The 25,768-nt window shown below is 38.1% G+C and carries 21 protein-coding genes; 4 read left to right on the top strand and 17 right to left on the bottom strand.

Annotated elements, in window-relative coordinates; all coding sequences use genetic code 11:
- Positions 1 to 105: 105 nt before the first annotated feature.
- The 4 genes from xsc to ACFQRG_RS07655 all read right to left on the bottom strand — a co-directional run bounded on the left by xsc (position 106) and on the right by ACFQRG_RS07655 (position 6,101).
- Entirely contained in the window at positions 106 to 1,875 is a 1,770-nt protein-coding gene (xsc, locus tag ACFQRG_RS07670; RefSeq protein WP_380965274.1) for a sulfoacetaldehyde acetyltransferase, read from the bottom strand.
- 147 nt (positions 1,876 to 2,022) lie between these two features.
- Positions 2,023 to 2,790 (bottom strand): GntR family transcriptional regulator, encoded by a 768-nt coding sequence (locus ACFQRG_RS07665; RefSeq protein WP_380965273.1) that lies wholly within the window; start codon positions 2,788 to 2,790, stop codon positions 2,023 to 2,025.
- 144 nt (positions 2,791 to 2,934) lie between these two features.
- A complete protein-coding gene (locus tag ACFQRG_RS07660) occupies positions 2,935 to 4,590 on the bottom strand; it encodes an amidohydrolase (protein ID WP_380965272.1) in 1,656 nt (551 codons plus the stop codon).
- 89 nt (positions 4,591 to 4,679) lie between these two features.
- The gene (locus ACFQRG_RS07655) at positions 4,680 to 6,101 is read right to left on the bottom strand and encodes an amino acid permease (RefSeq protein ID WP_380965271.1); all 1,422 of its coding nucleotides are present in this window, start codon (positions 6,099 to 6,101) and stop codon (positions 4,680 to 4,682) included.
- A 394-nt stretch (positions 6,102 to 6,495) separates the two neighbouring features.
- Here ACFQRG_RS07655 and ACFQRG_RS07650 point away from each other — a divergent pair, with 394 nt between their 5' ends.
- Entirely contained in the window at positions 6,496 to 7,575 is a 1,080-nt protein-coding gene (locus tag ACFQRG_RS07650) for a sulfite oxidase (RefSeq protein ID WP_380965270.1), read from the top strand.
- 218 nt (positions 7,576 to 7,793) lie between these two features.
- Here the strand turns inward: ACFQRG_RS07650 and ACFQRG_RS07645 are convergent, their stop codons facing one another.
- From ACFQRG_RS07645 to ACFQRG_RS07620, 6 genes are all read right to left on the bottom strand, one after another.
- Complete coding sequence (locus tag ACFQRG_RS07645; protein ID WP_380965269.1) at positions 7,794 to 9,278, bottom strand: sodium:solute symporter family protein; 1,485 nt, start codon at positions 9,276 to 9,278, stop codon at positions 7,794 to 7,796.
- A complete protein-coding gene (locus ACFQRG_RS07640; protein WP_380965268.1) occupies positions 9,275 to 9,475 on the bottom strand; it encodes a DUF3311 domain-containing protein in 201 nt (66 codons plus the stop codon). Before ACFQRG_RS07640 ends, ACFQRG_RS07645 begins: the two co-directional genes overlap by 4 nt.
- A gap of 111 nt (positions 9,476 to 9,586) precedes the next feature.
- The gene (locus tag ACFQRG_RS07635) at positions 9,587 to 10,951 is read right to left on the bottom strand and encodes a glutamine synthetase family protein (protein ID WP_380965267.1); all 1,365 of its coding nucleotides are present in this window, start codon (positions 10,949 to 10,951) and stop codon (positions 9,587 to 9,589) included.
- Between the two features lie 4 nt (positions 10,952 to 10,955).
- Positions 10,956 to 12,146: a M20 metallopeptidase family protein gene (locus tag ACFQRG_RS07630; protein ID WP_380965266.1), complete on the bottom strand. Its 1,191-nt coding sequence runs from the start codon at positions 12,144 to 12,146 to the stop codon at positions 10,956 to 10,958.
- 16 nt (positions 12,147 to 12,162) lie between these two features.
- The gene (locus ACFQRG_RS07625) at positions 12,163 to 13,545 is read right to left on the bottom strand and encodes an APC family permease (protein ID WP_380965265.1); all 1,383 of its coding nucleotides are present in this window, start codon (positions 13,543 to 13,545) and stop codon (positions 12,163 to 12,165) included.
- Positions 13,542 to 14,711 (bottom strand): amidohydrolase family protein, encoded by a 1,170-nt coding sequence (locus ACFQRG_RS07620; protein WP_380965264.1) that lies wholly within the window; start codon positions 14,709 to 14,711, stop codon positions 13,542 to 13,544. Before ACFQRG_RS07620 ends, ACFQRG_RS07625 begins: the two co-directional genes overlap by 4 nt.
- Before the next feature lie 255 nt (positions 14,712 to 14,966).
- Between ACFQRG_RS07620 and ACFQRG_RS07615 the strand changes: the two genes are divergently transcribed.
- The gene (locus ACFQRG_RS07615) at positions 14,967 to 16,736 is read left to right on the top strand and encodes a sigma 54-interacting transcriptional regulator (RefSeq protein WP_380965263.1); all 1,770 of its coding nucleotides are present in this window, start codon (positions 14,967 to 14,969) and stop codon (positions 16,734 to 16,736) included.
- Between the two features lie 269 nt (positions 16,737 to 17,005).
- Here ACFQRG_RS07615 and ACFQRG_RS07610 read toward each other — a convergent pair whose 3' ends face one another.
- Positions 17,006 to 17,962, bottom strand: a complete 957-nt coding sequence (locus ACFQRG_RS07610) for a nucleoside hydrolase (RefSeq protein ID WP_380965262.1) — start codon at positions 17,960 to 17,962, stop codon at positions 17,006 to 17,008.
- Between the two features lie 410 nt (positions 17,963 to 18,372).
- On the opposite strand from ACFQRG_RS07610, the gene ACFQRG_RS07605 reads away from it, so the two are divergent.
- Complete coding sequence (locus ACFQRG_RS07605; protein ID WP_380965261.1) at positions 18,373 to 19,614, top strand: MFS transporter; 1,242 nt, start codon at positions 18,373 to 18,375, stop codon at positions 19,612 to 19,614.
- A 149-nt stretch (positions 19,615 to 19,763) separates the two neighbouring features.
- Positions 19,764 to 20,369: a manganese efflux pump gene (locus ACFQRG_RS07600; RefSeq protein ID WP_380965260.1), complete on the top strand. Its 606-nt coding sequence runs from the start codon at positions 19,764 to 19,766 to the stop codon at positions 20,367 to 20,369.
- Between the two features lie 96 nt (positions 20,370 to 20,465).
- On the opposite strand, the gene ACFQRG_RS07595 is transcribed toward ACFQRG_RS07600, so the two are convergent.
- The 6 genes from ACFQRG_RS07595 to ACFQRG_RS07570 form a co-directional block, all read right to left on the bottom strand.
- Positions 20,466 to 21,017, bottom strand: coding sequence for a GNAT family N-acetyltransferase (locus ACFQRG_RS07595; RefSeq protein ID WP_380965259.1), 552 nt, complete (start codon positions 21,015 to 21,017; stop codon positions 20,466 to 20,468).
- Positions 21,018 to 21,137: 120 nt separating this feature from the next.
- Positions 21,138 to 22,013, bottom strand: a complete 876-nt coding sequence (locus tag ACFQRG_RS07590; RefSeq protein ID WP_380965258.1) for a LysR family transcriptional regulator — start codon at positions 22,011 to 22,013, stop codon at positions 21,138 to 21,140.
- A 60-nt stretch (positions 22,014 to 22,073) separates the two neighbouring features.
- A complete protein-coding gene (locus tag ACFQRG_RS07585; protein ID WP_380965257.1) occupies positions 22,074 to 23,144 on the bottom strand; it encodes an XdhC family protein in 1,071 nt (356 codons plus the stop codon).
- Between the two features lie 271 nt (positions 23,145 to 23,415).
- Positions 23,416 to 24,045 carry a nucleotidyltransferase family protein gene (locus ACFQRG_RS07580; RefSeq protein ID WP_380965256.1) on the bottom strand — a complete coding sequence of 210 codons (630 nt, stop codon included), beginning with the start codon at positions 24,043 to 24,045 and terminating at the stop codon, positions 23,416 to 23,418.
- Positions 24,046 to 24,052: 7 nt separating this feature from the next.
- Positions 24,053 to 25,039, bottom strand: coding sequence for an aminopeptidase (locus tag ACFQRG_RS07575; RefSeq protein ID WP_380965255.1), 987 nt, complete (start codon positions 25,037 to 25,039; stop codon positions 24,053 to 24,055).
- 30 nt (positions 25,040 to 25,069) lie between these two features.
- Positions 25,070 to 25,756: a GntR family transcriptional regulator gene (locus ACFQRG_RS07570; protein ID WP_380965254.1), complete on the bottom strand. Its 687-nt coding sequence runs from the start codon at positions 25,754 to 25,756 to the stop codon at positions 25,070 to 25,072.
- Positions 25,757 to 25,768 lie beyond the last annotated feature (12 nt).

Here is a 25,768-nt window from a genome sequence, read left to right as displayed (position 1 = left end):
AAAAGCTTGTTTTTTGTTTGCTTTTCTGGATGGTTATTTCAATATTCAGATAATACTTCTTAATAGATAGGCTTGCCGTAAGACAAGCCTATCCTCTGAAGTCTATTATTTATCCCAATTTTCAACATCTAAGTGTGCATACTTAGGCAATAAGCGGTGAGGCATTTTTAGAGCGTCTTTTCTGAATGGCGGTGCTAATTGCGTACCATCCACTTTAATATTCAGAACAGTCGGTTTATCAGATTTTATTGCTTCCTCAATCGCTCCCTTAATATCCTCAGGACGATCAATCGTTACACCGTTTGCCCCCATTGCTTTAGCCACTTCCGCAAAGTTTGGTCCTTCAATATCAGCGCCGACAAAGCGGTTATTGTAGAAATCCACTTGGTTTTTCTTCTCTGCACACCATGCGCCATTGTTAAATACGCAGGCAACAACCGGCAGCTTTTGTTCTACAGCTGTGCTGACCTCGTGCAAACTCATGCCCCAGGCGCCATCACCGACAATCGCAATAACTGGAGAATCAGGGTCTGCAATTTTTGCGCCAATCGCTGCAGGATAAGCAAAACCACAGTTGCCGAATGTTAATGCGGCAATATGCTTGCGGCTTTGAGTGAAGTCGAAATAAGCGTTAGCGGTTGATGACGTATTACCGATGTCACTTGTCACAACCGTATTCTCCGGAATCGCTCTTGAAATTTCCAGTAAAGCACGGCGCGGGTTGATTGGTGTCCCTTCGATCATCGCTAATTCAACACGTTCTTCTTCCCACTTTCTTTTTTCTTCGGCAACTTTGGCCATACGTTCTTTATCGACTTGAACATTCGGCTTCTTCTCTTTTAACCGTTTACAAATTTCAACGCTTGCCGCTTTAGCGTCACCGACGATACCTACTTCAACATGGTGTGGACGGGCGATATGTTTCGGATTAATGTCGATTTGAATGATTTTTGCCTGCTCAGGGAAATAATCAATGTCATAACAAGGCAGTGTGCCGAAGACTGACAGTCTCGTGCCGATAGCAAGCAGGACATCGGCATCCTTAATCGTGTTCATCGCTGCTTTTGAACCCATATAACCGATCGGGCCAACCGCTAACGGATGATCAGCCGGGAAAGCATCATTATGCATATAAGACGTTGCCACCGGCGCCGTTAAGTGTTCAGCTATTTCCTTAACAACATCAATGCCGTCAGCGTCAACCGTACCTCTTCCTGAGATAATGACTGGATTTTTCGCTTCAGCCAGAAGTTCAGCCGCCTTTTCAATCGATTCAAGCGAACCCGAGCCGCGGGATTCAGCGCGATATTGGTGAGGCTCAAGGATGTAATCTTCAATTTCCCCGTAGAAATAGTCACGCGGAATATCGTAAAGCACTGGACCGCGCTCCGCATATGCGATACGGAAAGCTGTTCTAAGGCAGTCAGCCACTCTGGACGGATGCGGGACACGAACGGTTTCTTTCGTAATCGCTTCAAAAACGGACACTTGATCACATTCTTGGAAGCCGTCCCAGCCGATGGATGATGTGCCGGCAGATGGTGAAATCACTACCATTGGCGTATGCGCCATATTGGCCGCCGCAACAGAAGTCACCATATTTGTGATGCCGGGGCCGTTCTGGCCGACAACAACGCCCGCTTTACCGGTAATACGAGTATAAGCATCTTCCATATGCGCCGCGCTTTGTTCATGGCGGACCGGAATAAATTTGATGCCTGCAGTTGGCAGCAGATCAAGCATGTCCATAAAAGCTGATCCCAGAATCCCTGAGATATGATCAATACCTTCTGCTACTAAAGTTTCTACGATTGCCTCACTTGGTGTCATTTTTAGTTTTGTTTTCTTTTTTACACTCGTTTCAACATTTCCCATGTTTAAAACCTCCTTTTGTTCTCATATGCAATAATTAAAAACTTGAATGCGGTTTCATCTGTTTGCAGCATATATAATAAACGCATAACATACTAATGTCATGACATTTACTGTTAAAGATACAGAAAATATATAAACGTCAAGAAATTAATCAGATAAATTGACTAATTTCATGACAGCGGTATCTTTTGCCCCTTCATTTTGTGTAATCTCAAACCTGAATCTGTCGCCGCGGAATAATGTCTTTACTCTTGCCATTGGCACTTCATTCGAATAGAGTACACCGCGCCATAGTGTTAACGGACTGCCGAGATCAACTTCTAATAAGGCAGACTCATCCTGTGCAGCAGGTACTGATTGAAAGGATTGTTTTGAATTTGTAGGTACCAATCCATAATTTTCCCTTAAAATTTTATATAACCGGAGATCCTTTAAATTTTCCGCTTCAAAAAGTCCTGGTGCCAGTTTCACCGGGATTTGCGAAGTGCGAATAGTTAAACAATCCTGGTATATGCCCTTTAACACAGTAATTTCAAAAACTTCATCATTAGCCGTTAGATTCAGATCTCTTGCTATTTCGGAAGAAGCGTTAATTATATTACATTCAACGACTTTTTCCCAATGATATTCAATATTTGACTCTTCTTCGAATGAGGAAAATACAAGCGCATTATCAGTGATCATAGGCTGAGAAACAAAAGTGCCTCTTCCCCGGCCGCGAATCAAATACCCCTCCTGGACTAATTCAGATATCGCCTGGCGAATCGTTGGGCGGCTGACACCATAATCTTCAACAAGCTGCAATTCAGAAGGCAGCTGATCACCAACATTGTAGTGACCTTGCTCAATTTTATGTAGGATGTCTTCCCTAATTTGGTAGTATAATGGAATTTTTGAATTAAAAGAAAAACTCATATCAAATCACCTAGTTCGTCATTTTCTTTAGTAAATTCATTATATTTCATCAATTGATAAAATGTCAATACATTTTAATTAATTTTCTATAAATTCAAATTTGTAGAGTCAAAGCCAGCTGGTCAATGCCAACTGGCTTTGCAATTAAAAACCTTTTTGTCCATATACAATTTTACCGTCAATAAATGTCGCTTTAATTGGTATATCCTTAATATCTTTAGGATTTATATCAATTGGATCAGATTCAAGAACAGCGAAATCTGCCCGCTTGCCTATTTCAATGCTTCCTGAATGTTCTTCGTCAAAATTTAATCTTGCGCCGTCTATTGTCATTGTTCTTAATGCAGTTAAAGCATCAATCCGTTGTTCAGCGCCTAATACTTCCCCTTCCCTTGTTATGCGGTTCACCGCAGCCCAAATCAGGTGAAGCGGAGAAATCGGTGTCACCGGACAATCAGAATGCAGGGTAAAGAGCAACCCGCGACGTACCGCATCTTTTAATGGGCTGATACGCGCAGCCCTTTCAGGTCCGAGAAAGATTCGCTTATGCCTGTCACCATAATAATAAACATGATTAATAAAGAATGAACCGGCAATATGATACTTTTGCATGACATCAAGATCCTCCGGGGTTGCTGTTTGCACATGTTCAATCCGGTGTCTGTGGTCAGTTTTAGGCGTATCATCTAAAGCGTTGGTATAAGCTTCAATTATCGAACCAATAGCCCTGTCCCCATTACCGTGAGTAGCAATTCGGAAACCGCGCTTATGAAGATCAAGAACTTCTTTATTAAAATCCTCTTGATTATGGTAAAGGTCACCATACAAATTTTCATCACAATAATATGGCTTCCTTAGCGCACCCGTTAAACCTTGGATTGAACCGTCTTGGAACATTTTTGCGCTGTCCAATCGTGCACGTCCGTTAGAGCGGCTGCGGATTTCCTCATCCAGCTGCTCGGCAGTGTACCCGGCAAATGGCCCGTCTTCGCGCAATAAATGGTGCATGATCAATAATTGGGCACGCATAGGATTAATGCCTTTTTCAGCTGCTTCTAAATGAACATCCAAATCTTCGCCGCTGCCCATTAATCCTATTGCAGCATCGGAATTCATTGTAATTCCTTGAGCCATATAATCTTTAGCCGCTTCTCCCAAATCATTGATTAAATCTTCTTTTGTTGGTTTAGGCAGAACCTCGGATAATGGTTTCATCGCTGACATTTCATAAATAACACCATTCAGCTGCCCATTATCATATTTTCCATAATGTCCGCCTTGCGGATCCGGTACCTTCTCATTTAAACTGGCCAATTCTAATGCCTTTGAGTTGGCAACAGCAATATGCCCAGAAGCATGCCTGACGAGAACGGGATGGTCCGGCGCTGCTTTATCCAGGTCTTCTCGTGTCGGATGACGGTTGTCGGCGAGCAGTGTATCATCATAGCCTTGTCCCAAAACCCATTTTCCAGCGGGTGTTTGATTCGCTTTATGGTTAATGTTCTTAATGATATCATCAATGTTTTGATTAAGCGGAGAACTGCAATCTACTTGTTTACGAAATTGGGAATAACCCAAGATATGGTTATGCGTTTCAATAAAACCCGGGATTAAAGTTTCACCTTTTAGATTAATAACCTCGGTTTCAGGTGTTACTTCCACAGCATTTCTTGGAGGTTCTGATTCTGACCATATACCGCTAATGCGTCCGTCAGTTACTGCCAGAGAACCTGCTTTTCTGTTTGTTGAGTCCAAAGTTAAAATGTTTGCATTGGTAATAAGTAAATCTGCTTTAGCCATGATTTGAATCCTCCTTTTGGTTATCTAGACTATTCACTAAATTTTTTTACAAACCACCTCCTTTACAAAAACAATCAAGGGCCGATTACTTAACCGTTCATTGTTTGTCTTTCACTGTTTTCTTGCATGATCTTTTCTTTTTTATGTTTTGGTGCAATCGCCAATTGGTAGTATACAAGTAAAATAACCAACCATAGAATACCTGCAAATACGGATACCCTTGTTAATGGCGACGAAACAATAGAAACAAAAGCGAGAACTAACATGATCAAACCGATAATAGGAAGAACCGGCCAAAACGGCATTGGATAATGAAAAGTCCTTCCTTGTTTCTTCGCTTTATGTCTGTAGATTAATTCTAAAATCAAGATGACTGCCCATGTAAAAATAGATGCAAAGGCTGAAGCGCTTGTAATCCAGATATACACATAGCTTGGTGATAAATAAGTAACGATTGTACCGATAGACATGGCCAATGCAGTCACAATAATAGAGATATAAGGCACTTGATTTTTGCTCAGTTTTGAGAATGCTTTTGGCAGCATATTGTCATTGGCCATCGTAAACAGCGCCCTGCCGCCTCCGTAAACACCTGTATTACATGACGAAAGCCCCGCAAAAATAATGATTATATTGACGGCAGATGCCGCTAAAGGAATGCCGGCTTGCGTAAATAGTAAAACATATGGACTGCCATCTTGATGAATTAATTTTGTCCAAGGATAAGCACACAGCATAATGAATATTGAACCAATATAGAAAAACGACACCCGGAAAGTGACGCTGCGAAACGCCTTTGGCATGGAAGAACGGGGACTATCGGACTCTCCCGCTTCGACAGCTAATGTTTCAATACCTGCATACCCTTGAATAACAAGAGATACCGCTTGTACAACACCAAACCATCCATATGGCAAGAAACCATGATGCGCCCATAGATTTGTCAGTCCGACAACATTTCCATGATTAAAAATACCGGTTAAAATCATTAATAGGCCAAATACCATAAAAACGATAATAGCCAATACCTTTAAAATAGAAAAAACAAATTCCAGCTCTCCAAAAATTTTAACAACCATGAGATTTGAAAGTGTGAACAATACAAGTGCAATGAGTCCCGGCACCCACTCTGGAAAATGAGGAAACCAAAATTGAATCAGTTTCCCGATAGCAGCGAGTTCCGACATAACAGTAGCAACCCAAAGGAACCACCACATGCCTCCGGTAAGAAATCCCATTCGCGGTCCAAGAAGATCATAGGCGTATCTGCTGAAGGAACCGGCAATTGGTCTTTCTACTGTTAATTCCCCTAATGCCCTCATCACAATTGAGACAATCACGCCAGCTAATATATAAGCAATTAGCACCCCGGGACCTGCTATTTTTACAGCTTGAGACGCGCCGTAGAACAGCCCGACACCAATGACCCCTCCAAGAGCCAAAAATTGTATATGCCTATCTTTTAATGATCGGTCAAGACCTTCTGATTTTGGTTTTTTTCGGTCTTTCATCGTGTCACTCCTATTAGATTAAGAACAATTATTGATGAATGAATTAAATTTAACTTTTGGATTCCTGTTGTTTTGGTATATTAATAGTGTTTAAAAAGGCGGAATGTCCATCATTAAAAGATTCATCTTCTTTCTTTTGGATTTATATGATCCCCGGGGCCGTGAATAAAAAGAGACGACTAATTACCAATAACAAAGATTGGTGAGCCGTCATTTTTTATACCCTTATTTTATTACCCATAAAGTTCAACTCTCAAACTATTTGAACTGAATCTCATATTTTTGATTCTAAATAACTATATTTATGAACTTTTCGAAAGAGTTTGGATAAAGGATGCTATTTTAAAATCTGGGTTCATAAAATGGGAATAATATTGTTTGTACAGGAGGCTCTATGAAACATAAAAACGAGACATCGACTCCCCCTGTCAGCCCATACCTTATCACAAGAACCCTAATGCCTGAAAATCAAGAAACACCGCTTAATTTTTTATTAAATGACAATACACCGCCATCGTACTTTTACCGCCGAAATCACTTTCCATACCCTAAACTGACAAAACAATCATTCTTTCTGCCAATTACAGGTGAAGTTTATAAACCAAGGATTTTTTCATTTCAGCAGCTTCTGTCTTTTCCATCAAGAACAGTGAAAGTTTTACTTGAGTGTGCAGGTAATAAACGGCAGCTATTTATTCCAAAGGTATTTGGCGAACAATGGGGAGCCGGCGCAATGAGTCAGGGGGATTGGAAAGGAGTTCCTTTAAAAGACCTGTTGCAATATGCAGGATTAAAGTACACTGCAAAAGAGATAGTCTTTGAAGGATATGATTGGGGTCTGATGCCGGGAATAAGTACCCCGCTCTATTATGCCCGCAGTTTGCCAATTGAAAAAGCGCTTCATCCTGATACCATCATTGCCTATGAATTTAATGGAAAGCCTATACCCTTTAAACATGGCTATCCCTTACGTCTGATTGTGCCGCAATGGTATGCGATGGCTTCTGTTAAATGGATAAAGAGAATTAAAGTTATTGATCATACATTCAAAGGACAATTCCAAACCGAAGATTATGTCTATTATCCTAATGAAGATAGCGACGAAGGAAAAAAACCCGTTACCATTATCCATGTTAATTCAATGATTCAGCAGCCTCTGAATTTATCAATCCTAAATCAAGGGATTCATAAAATAAAAGGCATGGCTTGGAGCGGCTATGGAGAAATAACCCGGGTCGACGTTAGTACAGATCATGGCCAATCCTGGACAGAAGCAACACTTAACGCCAGTTCTCGTTCCCCATATACTTGGACAAATTGGACTATTGATTGGCAGGCGGAAACAAAAGGCGAATTCACCATCATGTCCAGAGCAACAGATTCATGCGGATACGTACAACCAATTGCCAGTCAGTGGAATCGAAAAGGTTATGGGTATCATGCGATTGATAAAGTTAATGTTAAGATTCAGTGATCTTATCTTTGAACATTCTTCCCCATCCACTTAGACTTATATTGGTATAATTTTAAAAAGCCATGTACAAAAAATACATGGCAATTTTAATTATTGAGTCCTTTTTTTAATTAGAGTGCGCAGCTTTACTTTTAAATATATCAACTTTTTCGCTAGGTTACTGCCTTTTTTATAGTCCTCCAATGGTTTGGCATTCTGATTTAAAATTTAATGGTTGTTTAAATCAAATGATTTACTTTTCCTTGTTCATTTTTCGAATTCGAATGGGATAGCCCTTTTGTTAACAGACTGACAACCAGCATGACAATAATATTTACAGCCAAAGCTATAATCCCAATATTCATATCTTTTACAAACTGCGGTAAAAAAGGGAATAGGGAACTCACTGTTCTACCAGTAATGTCAATATAACCGATAATAATAAGGCCAACTATTATGCCTGCAATTGCCCCTTGCTTAGTAACAAAGTTATTTTTCAAAAAGCTGTAAAATAAAGCTGGCGCCACCTGTGCTGAAATACTGAATCCTACTAAAAGCAAGAAAACAATTGTTTTCCCACCACTAAGTGTAAAATAAATTGAAATAAGTGTAATAATTGGGACAAGCACCTTCGCCAGTATTGAAACTTGCTTTTCATTCGCTAAAGGAACCAAAACCTTATAGACATTCTTCGATAATAAGGTTGCGGCCGTCATAATAAGAATCGACCCGGGAACCAAAGCGGTCAATAAACCAACGCCTCCAATTATTCCAACAAACCACGGGTCAAAAGTTTTTACAGAAAGTTGCAATAAAGAAAGATCCGGATCTTTTAGTCCTGGAACTTGTAAAACAGCAGTAAATCCTATAAATAGCACAAAAAGCAGCATGAGTGTATATAGGGGCATAATCGCTGCGTTTCTTCGCAGCGCTTTTTTTCCGCGCGAAGAAAAAATCGACCCATAAACATGCGGCCACATAAATGCACCGATGACATTCATAATGACAGTGGAAATAAACCAAGAAGAATTTAAACCCTTATCAGGCAGTGTTAGAAAGTCTGGCTTTACTTTCGTTATGGCTTCAAACATATTGTGTAATCCGCCATAGTAATGGAAAGGCATATAAATTCCAAGAAAGATGACAACAAGAATGATTAAGAAATCCTTTAAAACTGACGTCCAAGCGGAACCGTGAATACCAGAGATCATAACATAGATACCAAGTGAAATCCCGCCAAGCCATATTGCTGCAGTAGATGAAATCGATCCATAAGATGACATAGAAACCAAAATTCCCAAACCTTTGAATTGAACCACTAGATAAGGTATTATGGCCATTACACCAACTATTGCAACAATAATACCAAGCAATTGACTCTTATATTTACTGACAAAAATATCAGGTTGCGATACCAATTTATGTTTTTTCCCATATTCCCAAACAGCAGGGAAGAAAAAGAATGCAATGACGTATTCTAATGAAAGATACCCTAGAATATAAAAGGCGGGGCCTCCTTTCCCATAAGCCCATCCGCTTCCGCCAAGAAATGTAAAAGTTGTGTAGAACTCCCCAGCCATTAAAAAAAATACAAGTGTCGCCCCAAAATTCCTCCCGCCTACGGTCCATTGCTCAAGATTCATTTCCTTTCCTTTTTTTGCCCAAACAGCTAAAATAATTGCTATAAGTAGTGATAAAAGTATAATAACCAGAGCAACATTCATTCTATATCATCCTCCCTGCAAGCCGGGTCGAATTTATAAATGGCTCCCATCGCTGCAGATGTTATGACTACCCATAAAACCATCCAAAAAAGAATAAAAGGCATGCCTAATATATAAGGTGTAACTCTATTGACAAATGGCAAAAAACCTAACATTCCGACAAACGGAACAAACGCTAATAAACGAATATACTTCATTATTAACCTCCCGCCATTGACTTAACAGTAAATGACTTATTTCAAGGATTAGGTTATTATCATTATTAAGAAATTTATTACCTGAAACTATCTCCACTGCGATTTTTAAGTCTAAAATCTATCAGAAAACAATTCTAATTCCCAGTCACTTACATGTTGACAATACTTATTCCATTCGGTTTGTTTAATTTTAATAAATTCTTCCCAAATATCTCTCCCGATTGTATTGGCAAGTATTGTATCTTTTGCTAAACTGTGTAATGCTTCATCAAGTGTACGAGGACCCCATAGAACGCCATTTTCCAGCATTTGAATTTCATTAAAGTGACTGACATCCTCTTTGATCGGCTCACCTGGATCAATTTTATTTCTAATGCCATCAATGCCAGCAGCGAGCAAGCAAGTAGTTAACAAATAAGGATTACAAGTTCCGTCTGCTCCTCTAAATTCGAATCTTCTTTCTCTCCTTTTTTCCGGTATTCGGACTAATACAGACCTGTTTCCAGCACCGTAGCAGATATGAGCGGGTGCCCATGATCCCGGTTGCATACGTTTATAGGAATTAAAACTCGGTGCGCCTATGGCAATAAGCGACCCCGCGTGTTTTAAAAGCCCGCCTATAAAATAGTAAGCTTCTTCGGATAGATCCAACCCTCTTTGATCAGTTACATCTTTAAACAAATTTTCTCCAGCCTCGTTATATAAACTAATGTGTACATGTAATCCGCTTCCTGGTAAATCTTTGAAAGGTTTTGGCATTAAAGTTCCGATTAATCCTTGTTTCCTGGCAAGTTGTTTAAACATATGCATAAAAGTGACCTGGTCATCTGTTGCTTTTAAAGCGGGTGCATATTTTAAATTAACTTCAAGCTGACCTGGTCCATATTCGCTTGATATTTGTTCGGTTTTAACTCCCATTTCTTCTAATGCATGAACAAAACTTTGAACAAATTCTTCTTGGATATCAATCCCGTCAGTTGAAAAACAATGACTGTTATCAGCCGGTATTCTTTTGCCATCCTCTTCTTTTAGTAAATAAGCTTCTTGTTCATAGGCCATATACAATGTTCCGCCCAATGTTGATTCCAATTCATTTAACAGCCTCTTTAAAGCATTTCTCGGGCATCCGATCCAAGGATCACCGTTGATATCAACTAAATCACACAGCATTCGGGCCGTGTTTTTCCGATGGGGAATAATAGCGAATGTAGAAGGATCGGGTACAGCAAAAAAGTCGCCATCACCTGAACCATACGAAGGATTCGCTATCATTTCTTCGAAAATATCAAAGCTCATGATCGCAGTACTAAAATTAATGCCTTTTTCCATCACTTCTTTAAGGCGATTTCCTCTAATTGTTCTACCCCTTGTGACACCTGCATAGTCCAAAAACTCAAAACGAATAAATTCAATGTTTTGTTCTTCAACAATTTGTAAAACTTCTTCATATTTTTTGCTTAATTCCTTTGTCGCCATGTTGTTATTCCCCTTTCAAGCAATTCATTGCATATTCAATAAAAATTTGCGCGCCAATCGGAATCACTGATTCGTCAAATTGAAATTTCGGATGATGCAAATCATAGAATTCTTGATTTTCCTCGGCTATACCTAAACGAAAGTAGGTACTCGGAATTTTCTCTGAGTAAAAGCCAAAATCATCAGCGCCCATTGAAGGACTTGGTAATTTAATAATGTGATTTTCGCCTATTATTCTAGCCGCGCTTTTAATTACTTTGTCAGTTACTTTTAAATCATTAATGACTGCTGGATGCCCATCAACATAATTGATATTTACCTCTCCGCCGTATTGCTCGATAATTCCGGAAATTAATTTTAAAAATTTAGACTTTATATCCGTTCGGGCATTTGTTGAAATTGTTCGTATCGTCCCTTCAATCGTCACTTTATCAGCGACAGCATTATTTGCTGATCCACCGTTAATCTTACCTACATGAATGACTAAAGGATCAACAGGATCTTGATTTTTTGCAGATAAAAATTGCAGAGACTTGATAACCTCAGCCCCAATAGCTATAGCGTCAACAGCTTGATGAGGGCGCGCTGCATGACCGCCTTTCCCCCTAATTTCAATGGAGAAATCATCGCAAGAAGCCGTCACACCCTCAGTTTTGATGCCTATTGTACCTAGAGGAAGCTTTGGCCATAAATGGAGCGCAATCATTTCTTGTATTTGAGGATTATCCAAAACCCCTTCTTCTATCATCTTTTTAGCCGCTCCTTCGGCCTCTTCACCCGGCTGAAAAATGCAACGAACCATCCCTTTTAATTGAGATTTATAATGCCAAAGATGATAAACAGCGCCAAGCAAAATGGTTGTATGACCGTCGTGGCCGCAGGCATGCATAACATTAGATTTTTTAGAAGAAAAGGATAAACCTGTCCTCTCATTGATCGGTAATGCATCAACGTCTGCTCTTAAAGCAATTTGAGGACCCTCTCCCATTTCACCCCAAATGTCCACTATTACCCCTGTTTCACAAATTTTTTTATATGGAATACCCCAATGATCCAGCCAAGAACAAATATATTGGCTTGTTTCAAACTCTTGAAATGACAGCTCTGGATTTTGGTGAAGGTGTTTTCTAATTTTATACAGGTCAGCATCCAGGCCGCTGTGCCAAGTCCAAACTTTTTTATCTGTTAATACCATAAATATTGCTGCCTCCTTATGAGTCTATCATTTTCTGGTTTGACCGTTTTATAGATTGAATAGACTTTTTAGATCGATAAAATACTTTAAATAAAATAAATAGAATACCTATCCAAACAGCTCCAATGATTAATGATGTTGGAGATCCGACGAATGTCCCTATACAAACAATCAAAATACCTAGAAAACCGAGTATCGGAAACAAAGGATAAAGCGGCTGTTTCCATGGAAGATTGTTTACTTCTTTTTTTGATTTTTGCCTATAAAAAATGGCTGCAATTAACGCAAGTGTCCATGAGACCATCCAGGCTAAAGTGACTTGTAAAGATAATTCTACGTAGATGCTGCTTGGTGCCAGAGCGCTAATGATGATAAAAATAACGGATACAATCCAAACAATGATGGTTCCATATACAGGCGTTTTCGTTTTTGGATGAAGTTGACTAAAAAACTTTGGTAAATATCCTTCTTTTGCTTGGGCATAAAAGATTCTTGGTGCGGCATACAGCGTCCCCATCAGAACACATGTTGCCGCAGCAATCCAAGCTGCCAGATTCATAATAAAAGCTCCCGCAAATCCAAAAACTTGTCCAGCCGCTTGAGTAAATGGCGAATTATTTGTTGTAAACTCATTCCATGGAATAATGCCTTGTAAGACAACTTGCGCAAGGGTATACAGAATTAAGAATGTTATACTTGACCAAATTAAAGCTCGGGGCAAATCTTTTGGATTTTTACATTCCCCTCCCGAAGTTGTCAGGGTGATTGTGCCTAAATAGGCATAAGTTCCCATTGGTATTGCAGCCCAAAATCCCCCCAATCCATGCGGCATGACATGACTAAAATGACTCATGCGTATATCTTTTAGTCCAATAATTGAAAAAAGTGCCATAATAACAGTAAGGACAATAACAAGATAAAGTTGAGTACGCGCGGCAATACTTGTTCCAATTAAGTTTAAAACTGCAAATAAAGTTAAAAAGATAATAGAAAATAGAATTGGCCAAAGGTCACCTTTCAGTTGCGGAAAAAACCAGGCTGTAATCTTTCCTAAAGCAAGCCCTGTACTTCCACCCGCGATAACCCAGCCAATAGCGAAAGTAAAACCGGATAAAAAACCCCACCAGTTCCCCATAAATCTTTCTACCCAGAGTGACATTGCTCCGGCATTTGGCATTCCAACAGCCAGTTCTCCTAAGGCGATCATTAAAAAAAGTTGTGATAATCCGGCAATAAGATAGGCGGCGATGGCACTTGATCCAGCTGCAGCGATCCCTTGTCCCATTGCCAGAAAGATGCCGTCTCCTATAACAGAGCCGACACCAAGAGCCCAAATTGTCCAAAAACCTAGTGTTTTTTCAGGAAGGAACTCTTCATTTGCTCTCCTATTTTTGTTCATACAGAAAGCTCCTTAAGCTGCTCTTTATAACAATTTTCAAAGTTCCTGAATAAAACACCTTCCGCGACTTCTTGCGCCATTTCTTTATCCATATAGTCTTTTTTCATCCAGTCGTTTAAAACGCGTTCAAAGCATTCTTTAAATAGCAGTACACCTAACCAGTTCATTTCCGGAACGGTAAAAGCATCGGAGCCGTACATAACTTTATCAAATGGTGCTGTTTCAAATATTTGTGAAATAATACGCTCAACGCCATGGCCCATAAATGGATTTTGCAATGAAATATCTAAATAGACATTTGGAAGAATGCTGGCGATAAATCCGGCTTCCTCCATCCATGGATATCCGCCGTGAACAAAATGTACTTTTGTGTCCTTGTATTTTTTATCTCTAAGCATATCTATTAACAGCGAAGGGCTTGCCTTGGGAAGAACAACTTCCCCGTCCCCGACACCGGTATGAATATGCATCACTTTATTGGCCCTAGTACATTCTTCCATAGCAATATGGAGACAAAAATCCCGAAAAGATTTAGCCTTTGCCCTTTCATTATGATGAAAATCTTCATATTGCTTTCTGGCAGCATTTTCATCCTTCTCACCAATTTCGAGACCGCTTCGATAAGCAATAATTGATTTTAATCCCAGCATATGTTTTTTATTTAAAGCTTGTCTTAAATTATCTCGATATTTTTCTATGAATTCGCCAAATTCAGTGCATTCTTCTCTCAGTTGATCCATCACCAGCTCAATACGATGAATCTCCCATTGAGGAACACCTGTTAATGCCTTAAATTCATTTCTCGAAATTTGCGGCGTCGGATAACCGAAATCAACTAAGAGTCCCTGCAAATGAGCATCTTGAAATAATAATTTCGTATACTTGGAGAAGTCTTGTGCCATTTCGTTTCTTTTTTCAACAACATCACGTAAAAATGGTTTACATGAAAAAAATTCAGCTAATTTCTTAAGTGTAATTTGCATGTACATGTTCATCCCAGGATAAATTCGCTTCAAAGTTCCTTTTTCCCCTGCTTTAAACATATCCGGAATAACAGATAAGGACAGCTTTTTTAAAAATTCCTCAGGTGTATAAGGTTCCTGGTTTGCAATGAATGGGTGACAATGAACATCAATTGTTTTAATTTGACTTAAATTTAAAGTCATTTAATATCCTCCTTTTTATCGTTTGTCATATTTAATGCAATAGCTATGCCAAAAAATTATTCGTTATTTTTTTCCACTAGGATATAAAAAAGCCTTTAAATGCGCTACTTTTTAATGTAAATATAATTTTTAAAGAGAAAAATCTTTTTACATCGAAAAAAATCTTTCGAAAAATAATTTTCTATATATTATAATTAGTTAAAAAATACAAGAAGGATTTATGGTGTAAAAAACTTCATTAGGGGGAATTTTAAAATGGAAAATATACCTTTACAACAGATATGGAATACTGTTTTCGATGGTATGATCCTTATTAACTCAGACGGAGCCATCCTAGAAATCAATCGTTCTGCAATGAGACTGTTTTCTCTAAGTGCGAATCATGCAGAAAACACATCAATATTTGAACTGATTCCTATTGAATTCAAAAAGTATTTTACTCATAACAATAATGAACATAAAACAGGGATTCCATTATCTTTTGGAACTGAAGAATTCATTTTAAGTATTACGCCTGTTTGTAACAACTTTTTATTAATAATAAAAAGTATGACCAAATTACAGCAACTAAAATTTGAATTGCATAAAATGAAAGAATCAAAGTATTTATTTGATTTAATCCTTGATAAATTAGATGAAGGCGTATGTGCAATCGACAGCGAAGGAAGAGTTATATTTTATAATAAAAAAATGGGCGATTTTGACCTCCTTGAACCTGATGCTGTTAAAAGCAAGAGATTGTATGAAGCTTTTCCTAATTTTAACGAATATTCCAGCAAATTACTTAAGTCATTGCAACTTTCGAAAACCTTAAATCACCGGGAAACACATTTTAATAGCAGCGGCAAAGCGATCACAAGTTTATCGCAAACTTACCCACTTAGCGTAGGGAATAAAAAAATGGGTGCGGTAGAAATCTTAAAAGATATCACAGAACAAAAAAATTTATTAGAAACCATACAAAAGTTACAAAAAAAAGACGAGCCAATTCATATTGAGAATAAACAATCGATCAATAATCATACACGCTTTAAATTTAATGACATCATTTTTAATGGAAGAAAAATGCGCCAAACAGTAGAACAAGCGAGAAGAGCCTCTTACTCTTCTTCTAACATTTTACTTATTGGAGAAACCGGGACTGGAAAAGAATTATTTGCTCAAAGTATACATAATGAAAGCTCTCGTCAATCTTATCCTTTTGTCGGGCAAAATTGTGCTGCTCTTCCAGAAAATTTACTTGAAAGTTTGCTATTCGGAACAAGTGTCGGAAGTTTTACCGGCGCTGTCGAACGGGAGGGTTTTTTTGAACAAGCGCATAAAGGGACCTTATTACTTGATGAAATAAATTCGATGGGACTTAATTTACAAGCCAAATTATTAAGATGTATTCAAGAAAAAAGAGTCAGCCGCTTAGGATCAAAAAAAATAATTGACACCGATGTCCGCATCATCGCTACGATCAATGAGGATCCTTATGAAGCGATAAAAAATGGAAGATTACGCGAAGACTTATATTATCGGTTAAGTGTCGTAAACTTAGAAATACCGCCGCTCCGAAACAGGAAGGAAGATATCCCTGCTTTAGTTAATTTTTTTATTAAAAAACACGCTAAGGTATTGAACATTGAAGTAAAGGGGATCGATGAAGAGGTCTTGGACTTATTTGTTAACTATTCTTGGCCCGGGAACGTCAGGCAACTTGAACATGCTATTGAAGGTTGCTTAAATCTTATATATGATGAAAAACTGATAACATTTGATCACCTTTCATCTGCATTTCAAAAACAAATGATCGAAGAAAATATAACAAAAAGTACAAAACATTTAACAGATTTTCCATTGTCCTATAATGGTACGTTAGAAGAACAAAAAGAGCAGTTAGAACGTTCGTTGATTGAAGATGCCTTAAATAAATCAGGAGGAAATGTATCAAAGGCAAGTGAATCGCTAGGGATATCTAGGCAAAATTTAAACTATAAATTAAAAAAATATCATTTATCGAAAGTCCCTTTCTATAAGTAAAGAGTCATGAGGAATTTACGATGACTCTTTACACCTTTAGTTCCATCTCGATATTCCATACTCTAGTTACCCAGCTTTTAAAAAACACTGATTTATGTGGGACAAAAAGTAAGATTCCTTTATAGGTATTTAAAGCTTTTGTTAGCACCGATTAGCTTTGGACATCCAATGATTGTTGGTTCATCAATGATAGAAAGTTTGCTTACTTAATATAGTTTACATAATTTTATTTTTGTAAACTATATTAATAGGTTAGAAAGAAAGCTAAACTAATGAGTAGTGCTTCCTCTCTGGTAAACCATGAAAACGTCTTTTATAAAGCTGTGATAATCTAAATCAAGTGCTATAAATGAGAAATCATTATGACTTGGATTCAAAGTTGGGGTGTCCCTAAGATCGGCAACTGTAACTCCTTTAGTAAATGGTGATGTTTGTTCAATTTGTACATTCCTTTGAATATATTTAAAGAATTGGGGATTGACGGCAGCGCCGGCTGCAACCAAATCATGAAGAGGGGCGCCTGCTATGCTTGGACTTTTCCTTCTATAATAGGAATAATAATACTGGAACATTTGATCTAATATTTGTTGAATTGTTTTAGGTAATTGTTGGGTTAACGACTGAATCATTTCAGGAGTAAAAATTACCCTTTTAGTCACATTAAGAGGCAAAAGATGTACGGATAACGGGCTGCTGTGTGATAAAACAATACTGGCAGCAGTGGGATCAGCAAAAATGTTCGCTTCAGCGTACGGTGTAACATTCCCTGGAATTGAGAAAGCCCCTCCCATAACATAAATGTTTTGAATCAAATCCAGAATCTCCGAATGTAAAATAAAAGCCAGGGCCAGTGATGTTAGTCGGCCAATATTAATGATTGTTACGGGTTCATAAGACTGTGTTAATAAAGAAAAAATTGAACTGAAATTATATAATACATGAGGCTGTTGCTGCGGTATGTAACTTCCAAATCCTTCAATACCATGAACGTAAGGATAGTAAATCGGCTCATCCCCTAACAGCGGACGGCTGGCTCCGCTTATAATTGGGATATTTTCCTTTCCGGCTATAGATAAAATAAACTGTATATTGCCTAGTGCACGGTTACGGGACACATTACCATAGCCGGCGACAATTGCTATGACTTCTATATCCGGATGAAATAATGTATATAAAAGGGCAAAAGTATCATCAACCCCTGTGTCAGTAAATATAATGACCTTCATATATAATCCTCCAAAATTATTTCATTAATTCTTATGTTTATTCCAATGGTATTCACGATACGAGTTCTTCATTCCCCGTTAGTATGGTAATACTTGAATTTAAACTATCATTATTTATTTTGCTCATCCCCCCCTCTTTGTGAAATTTTCCGTAAGACCTATGTAACATTTATAAACTTTATATGTTGATAAACTTTTGATATTTAACATTATATATTATGCAGTCTATAATCAAGATAAATATTCAAAATAGTTGGAAATATGGGACACTTATGTTTTTCCTAGGCTGGACAACACGTGTTATTTAAGAAAGGTGGTGTCAGAATAGATTGAACGCACATTAGTGACAGCGCTTACTTAGCCGATGTTATTCAACACAAATAAAAAAGAAATTTAAATGGGGGATTCGGATGAGGTCTAAAAATACCAAAGATGTATCTTTCCCTAAGATTTTCGTTATTTCCGGACTTAGCTGGGTGTTTGATGCAATGGATGTGGGCCTTATATCATTTATTGCCGCTGCTTTAATAGGTGAATGGCATTTAACGCCTCAGCAAGCCGGTTGGATTGGAAGTATTAATGCGATTGGCATGCTAATCGGTGCTGTAATAGCGGGTTCACTTGCGGATCGTATCGGGCGAAATAAGGTTCTGATGTATACGGTATTATTATTTGCTGTCACAAGCGGATTATCAGCCTTAGCCTTAACGTTCTCCGTTTTTCTTATCCTTCGTTTTTTTATTGGACTTGGGCTGGGAGGAGAACTCCCTGTTGCTTCAACGTTAGTGTCGGAAAATGTACCCGATTATAAGCGCGGCCGCATGGTGGTTTTACTCGAAAGCTTTTGGGCTGTAGGATGGATTGTTTCAGCCGTCATTGCTTATTTCATCATGCCGGTGTGGGGTTGGCGGGCAGCTTTGATCATTGGTGCGCTTCCGGCATTTCTGGCGATCTATATGCGCCGCGGGCTTCCTGATTCTCCTGCTTTCAAGGCATCAATAAAGCAAAAAAACACTATCTTAGAAAACATGAAAACTCTTTGGTCACGCAAATATGCCCGCTCTACACTTATGCTTTGGATTCTCTGGTTGTTTGTGATGTTTTCTTATCATGGCATGTTCTTATGGCTTCCTTCAATGATGGTGCTTAAAGGATTCGGTCTCATAAAAAGCTTCGGCTACGTCCTGTTGATGACGCTGACTCAATTGCCTGGCTTTTTCAGCGCAGCTTGGCTTGTTGAGAAGGTAGGACGTAAATTTGTACTCATCAGCTACTTAGTTATGGCAGCGTTCAGTGCATTTATTTTCGGTACTGCTGAAAGTCTCCCTACGTTAATAGGCGGCGGAATGGCTCTTTCGTTTTTCTACCTTGGCGTAACCGGAACAACTTATGCCTATACAACAGATCAATACGAAACGGATGTCCGCGCTACTGGTTCCGGTATGGCAAACGCGGCTGGGCGTATCGGGGCAATAGCCGGCCCGTTAGTTGTCGGCTACCTCGTTGCTGCAAAGGTATCTTTTACTATTATTTTTAGCATTTTCTTTATATCATGTATAATTGCCGCGCTTAATGTGCTGTTACTTGGTAAAGAAACACGCGCAAGAAAAACAATTGAAGAAGAAAAAGCTGAACCGAAAGCGTTATATTAACTTTTTTATTCAAGTTGTTGCTTCTCTGTCTTCACCTTTTAAGACAAGTTTTTTATTTTATTATGTCTCTCTTTGTCTTTTCTTTAGCCAAACACATTTTAGGCTCATTTAGCGTATACCGTTAATAGGTCATGATAAGGAGAGACATAATGTATTGGTTAACCATTGTCTTATTAGGCGTTGCCGCAAATTTAGATAATTTAGGCATAGCTATTTCCTATGGTATGAAAAATGTTAAAATCCCTTATTTATCAAACCTGATTATGAGTATTGTAGCTATTATTCTGGCGGGAATTTCCCTTATTGCTGGTGAAATTATTACAAAATTTGTTTCACAAGACATTACAAATGCTTTGGGAGGCGGTTTGTTAATTATTATTGGCGGGTTTACGATTTGGTCAATTATTCATGACAGCACTAAGAAAAATAGCGAGCAAATTAATTCTTCTTTTATTAAAATTTTAGGAAACCCGGATCAAGGTGATCTTAACGAAGACCGTGTCATATCTAATATTGAAGCCGTATTAATTGGCATTGCCTTATCAATGAATGCAATGAGTGTTTCCTTCAGCTCAAGTTTAACCAGTATACACTCTTTTTTCTTCCTGTTTATTATCGGTCTTTTCTCATTTATATCTATTGAGATGGGACAGAGAATTGGCAAAAAAGCTTATCAGTCAGTTATTGGACCATACTCTCAGCTTATCGCAGGACTTGTACTCATAGGGATTGGCATTTATGAAATGATCTCGTAAATGCAATTGTGATGTTATTCGATATTTAAAAAGCGTCCGCCTGTTAAAACAGGCAGGCGCTTAAAGTTTTAGTTAAAAATTAAACAAGGCCCCTTATTAAGAACTCTCCATTATCCCCCATTTTTCCAGGTTGATTGTCTTAATAACCTCTTGCGGGTTTTCCGATTTTCCTAATATATATTCAAACTCAATTTCATGTTCGATTGGAATACCATCATATCCGGTTTGCGGAATATCAGGTTTAAGCTTTCTGGCATCATGAACAGCATTTAAATGCAAAGCCTTCATTTTAAAACCTCTTTTTTGAAAAAATCTCATCGCTTTAGTGTTATCATTACTTGTTACAAGACAAACACGGTCTATGTTTTCTTTTCCCGCTATGTTAATGACCTCGTTTAGCAAGCGTATACCGACACCATGATTTTCAACAATGCTGTCAAGTGAAATAATTTCAATCTCATTTTGTTTCATTTTAAATGTAATCATACCAATAATCCGCTCGTTATGAAGCGCTTGAAACCCCGGCAATTCTATTAAGTCATAGCACTTTCCGCGAGAAACCATTTGCGGGCTTCCCCATTGTTCGATGAAAATGTTTTTGATTGAATCCTTCGTTTCCTTGGTTATTTCTTTAATAATAAAATTCATCGCTTATCCTCCGGTCTATATTATTGGAGTTAGTATATTAATTATTATTTTATCACGAATATTAGAAAAATAACCCTTTTTATTTTATTTTGGTTTACTTATTAATAGCAAATAGCACATTTAAATTGGCTCCATTTGCAAATTTGATAAAAATATATTTTTGAGCATCACATTATTCTGATTACAAACTAAATAATAGTGGATTTTATCGAGTCCAAAACTTTTTGAAATAGGTATATTTATAATTTCTCCATCCTCTATTTCCTTTTGAAATAAAACGGAGGGTAAAATGGCGATGCCATAGTCGCTTTTTACCAACTTCCTGACCAACTCTATTTGGTTAGTTACTAGCTTTTTCTTATATTTCATTTGCAGAGCGTTTAACATTTTCATAATTAACCGATAGTATTCGTAATAAACCATATTTTCATTTTCCAAACATTTAATATTATCCAGAATTGGCAGTTTTGATAACCTGTGTTTCTTTGATAGAATAAGTTCATATTCTTCGCTTTTTATGGGATAAGATTTAATATTCATATCATTTATTGGTTCAGTAACCAACGCAAAATCAATATCTTTGTTGATTATATTTTCTATAACATTAGATTGATTAATAGATGATACGTAGACATTAACATTATTATCTGGCGAATATAACATTTGAATTTTTTTATAAATAAAAGGATGGGTCAGCGGGATAGTGCTGCCAATCTTCAGGTTTTTTCGATTTGTGACATTTAATTCTTCTTTAACAACTGTCATCGTCTCAAGAATTTGCCGGGCATACGGCAATAATTTTTCTCCCGCTTTCGTAAGATTAACACTTCGCTTTCCTTTTTGATTTTTGACAAAAAGATCCTGCCTAAGTTCTTCTTCTAAATAACGGATACGATTGGAAACGGTCGGTTGAGGAATATAAAGCTGCTTCGCTGCTTCGGTAAAATTCCCGCACTCATATACAGTTAAAAACGTTTCTAAATAAGTTAAGTTCATCGCATGACCACCCTTATAAGATTTTCTTACTTAAGTAAACAGTAATTTAATTGAACATCGTCATCTATTTAAAGTAAAAACGGATTTTTCACTTCTTATTTTTATAAGTTCAGCCATAATACTGACACTGATTTCCTCTGGTCCGTCTGCACCTATATTTAATCCGATAGGAGAGTGAATCTTATTAATCATGCTTTTTGAAGAAAGCAGCCTGCTTGTTCTATCTTTAGGCCCCAATACTCCTAAATACTGAAGCGGAACATCGGCAAGATGACGTAAAATTTGTTGATCTCTGTTAAAATTGTGCGTCATAACGATGACATAACTATATGAGGGCAATTGGGTTTCTTTAAGAAACTTTTCCGGGTGTTCTGCATAAAGAAAATCTGCCGAGGGAAATTTTTTATTGGAGCAACGGCTGCTCCGGGGATCAATGACTGTTACAGAGTAATCCAATTTAGATGCAAGTTCTACTAAGGGTTCTGCATCCGGACCGGCTCCAAAAACAAATAACGGATCTTTAGGCTCATTGATTTCAAACAAAAATTGATTCTCAAAACCGTTGATTTTTATCATTTTGGTTTTGAGTCCGCTGCTAAGGAAGCCTTCTAAATAAGGTTTAATAACATCGTCAACAATTAATGTTTGATAAGGCTCTGTTAACAATTGTTGATTATCGGAATAAAACAATAAAAACTCCGGTTGAATTTGATCCCCTAAATATTTTACAGAAACGATCCTCTTACCCTTGTTCATATATTGATAAACCGACGGGCTGACAGGGCTGTCATAATAATTCGGTATATAATTCCAATAAAAGGGTTCAATATACACATCGATTTTTCCGTTACATCCGGCCCCCTGTCCCCAAGATAGATCGTCTTCTGATCTGAGATCATAACTGACAGTCTTTGTCTCTTTTGTCTCAAGAACTCGCAAAGCTTGATAATACAAATCCTCCTCTAAACATCCTGCACTGATCGTTCCGAACATTTCCCCGTCAGACCCAATCAGCATTTTTGCTCCTTCACGGCGATAACTGGATCCTTTGACCTGGATGATTGTCGCCATCGCAAATTTGGCATTTGGGCTTTCTTTCATTACTTGCATGCATTTATAAAGCTCTTTCATTTATTGATCCTCCTATGCAAAGCATATTTGATCGATATAAAGCCATCATCCCATTAATTTAAATGAGCTGATGGCAAGCCTAATGAATTTATCCCGGTGCAACCGTCCGTAAAACTCCCGCCTCAAAATTTGAGTTTAAGCGCCGAAGTTTAGGCGGGAGATAACGGACGATAACACCCCAATTTGTTCAGCTAACCATCAGTGGGGGATAAACAAAACTCCCACTGATGGAAGTTTCACTATATTATTAAACATATTTGGCGATTTTCCTTTAGACTTTATTGCGAATTAATAATTTTTGATAGTCGTTTGGCGTATCAATATCGCAGGGATAGATATTCGGGCTATGAATTTTTATTAGATTCCGGGGATTGGATCTAATGATATGCTTACCGCCAGAGTCTCCATTTAATTGACAAATGGCCTGAAAAAATTCTTTTGAAAATAATACAGGATGACCGCACCGTTTATCCTTGTAACAGGTTTGAATGATCGTTCCTGATGTCCCCGGGTTTGCTAAAGAAGAGCAATGATTTAGAAAATAATCTGTTATTCTATTAATATCTTCAATTTGTATCTCTGGCTGATCACCAAGCAAAACGATAACAGCATCAGTTGTTTTTGGCAGGTTTTTCACTCCTAATGCCAGACTAGAACCTATACCATTTTCGGGCTGGAAATTACATATAAGACGAGCGTTGTGAGAAAAAACTATTTTCTTAATTTCTTTATTTTTTGCAGGAACTACGGTTAACAGCTTACTTATACATGATGATTTTGCCTTAATAAGCACATGATCCAAAAGTGTTTTTCCTTTTAACGGAAGGAGGAGTTTTTGCTCCCCCATCCTGCTTGACAAACCGCTTGCCAAGACTACAATATTGATCTCCGGTGTCTTCATTTCTCAATTAAACATTTGTTTGCGGAATTTTTTCAATCAATAAGTTACCTTTATCAATCACACAATCATTATCAATGATGACTGTTGGCGATAAAAGCAAGCCGTCTAAGTGAATATTGCTTTCCACCGTACCGCCAATCACATGGCTGTCGCCAATAGCAATATGTACCGTTCCGATGGCTTTTTTATCTTCTGCCATATTTCCTATCAACCTTGCATTTGGATTTGTTCCAATGGCAAATTCAGCAATATTACGTCCGCCTTCATCAGCTTCTTCAATTATTTTTTTTAACTTTTGAGCAGACTGTCCGCCGTTAACTTCAGTAACCAGACCTTTTTTGATTTTTAACCGTATGGGTTCATCAAGTAATCCTATACCGTCCATCGTATGATCAATCACTAATGTTCCTTCAGTCGTTCCCTCGACAGGCGCAATAGCAGCTTCCCCGTCAGGCATAGCGGCAAAAGTGCCCGGCCCCTTTACGAGTCCTGTCAGCATAATGCCGGTCCGTCCATCGATACTGAGATTTAGATCCGTTCCTGATGGCGAGGTGATTTTGACTTGGCTTCCTTCTGTCATTTTTCGTCTGACAAGTTCAGAAACACGGTCGATCTCTTGGTAATCGGCGCCGACTGCACCATTTATCATTAAGTCAGTTGTAACGCCCCTCATAACTAATACACGTGATCCTCTTGCCAAGGCATCTTTTGTAGCATTAGTATGTGTAATCGCATAAGTAATCGGCTGTAAAATAACGTCCGCTTCTTTCATGGCTGCCGCAACAATAGCTGGCGGTTCTACGCCGTGTGTTTTTCTTGGGTTAATAACCAAAAGGACCGGTTCAGCCTCCATTGCTGTTACACACGAAGCGAAAACCTCACCTATTTCCATTGTATTAGTATCAGTCACAATACAAACATTTTCACCTGCCTGAAGTTTTACCGATTCTTTTAAAATGCGGTTTGCTACAGCGTATAATTTAAAACTTTTCATTTTTTGTTCCCTCCTAAAGCAGACTATAAGTCAATTTTCTTTGTTTAATGCCTTTTCAGCGACACGCAATACTAATTTAGCGGAGTCTTCTATATGTTCCCGGATCCTTTGACGCGCTAAATGACTGTCTTTTTCAGCAATAGCTTGGAATATTAAGCGATGCTGATTTAAGGTTGTTATCGGTCTTTGTTTTTCACTTTTCCACAGCATGACTCTTAATAAATTGACTTCCGTTCGCATTTTTGATAATGAATTTATTAATGCTTGATTATTGCTGGCTTCCGCTATTAAATCGTGAAATGCATTATTATAATCGGCTGCATCGGTTCCAAAATCGGAGCTGTTGTTCAATTTTATTTCAGTTATTTTTAATAAATCATCCATTTTTTTGCATTGAGCTTCTGTACGGCGGGCAGCAGCAAGCCGCGCCGCTAATCCTTCAACTTCGCTCCGAAGTTCATAAAAATCCTGCAGTTCTTTTTTAGATAATATTTTCAGCCGAACGCCGCGATGCGGAACAGAAACCAGGATACCTTCTTGAACCAGCATTCGAAGCGCTTCACGAACTGGTGTGCTGCTGACGTCCAGCAATTCCTTTACCTGCCGCTCTCTGATCCATTCACCTGGCCGAAATTGTCCGGTTAATATAAGTTTTTTTAAATGCTTGTAAACAGCCATCGTCGTTGTTTCTTTAATAAACTGGGTCGGCGATTCCAAATCCCATCACCC

It is taken from the genome of Scopulibacillus cellulosilyticus, from assembly GCF_042665295.1.
In the GTDB taxonomy this organism is placed as follows: Bacteria; Bacillota; Bacilli; order Bacillales; family Sporolactobacillaceae; genus Scopulibacillus_A; species Scopulibacillus_A cellulosilyticus.
The sequence above is the reverse complement of the archived record's forward strand: the minus strand, read 5'-3'. Positions and strand labels throughout refer to the sequence as shown.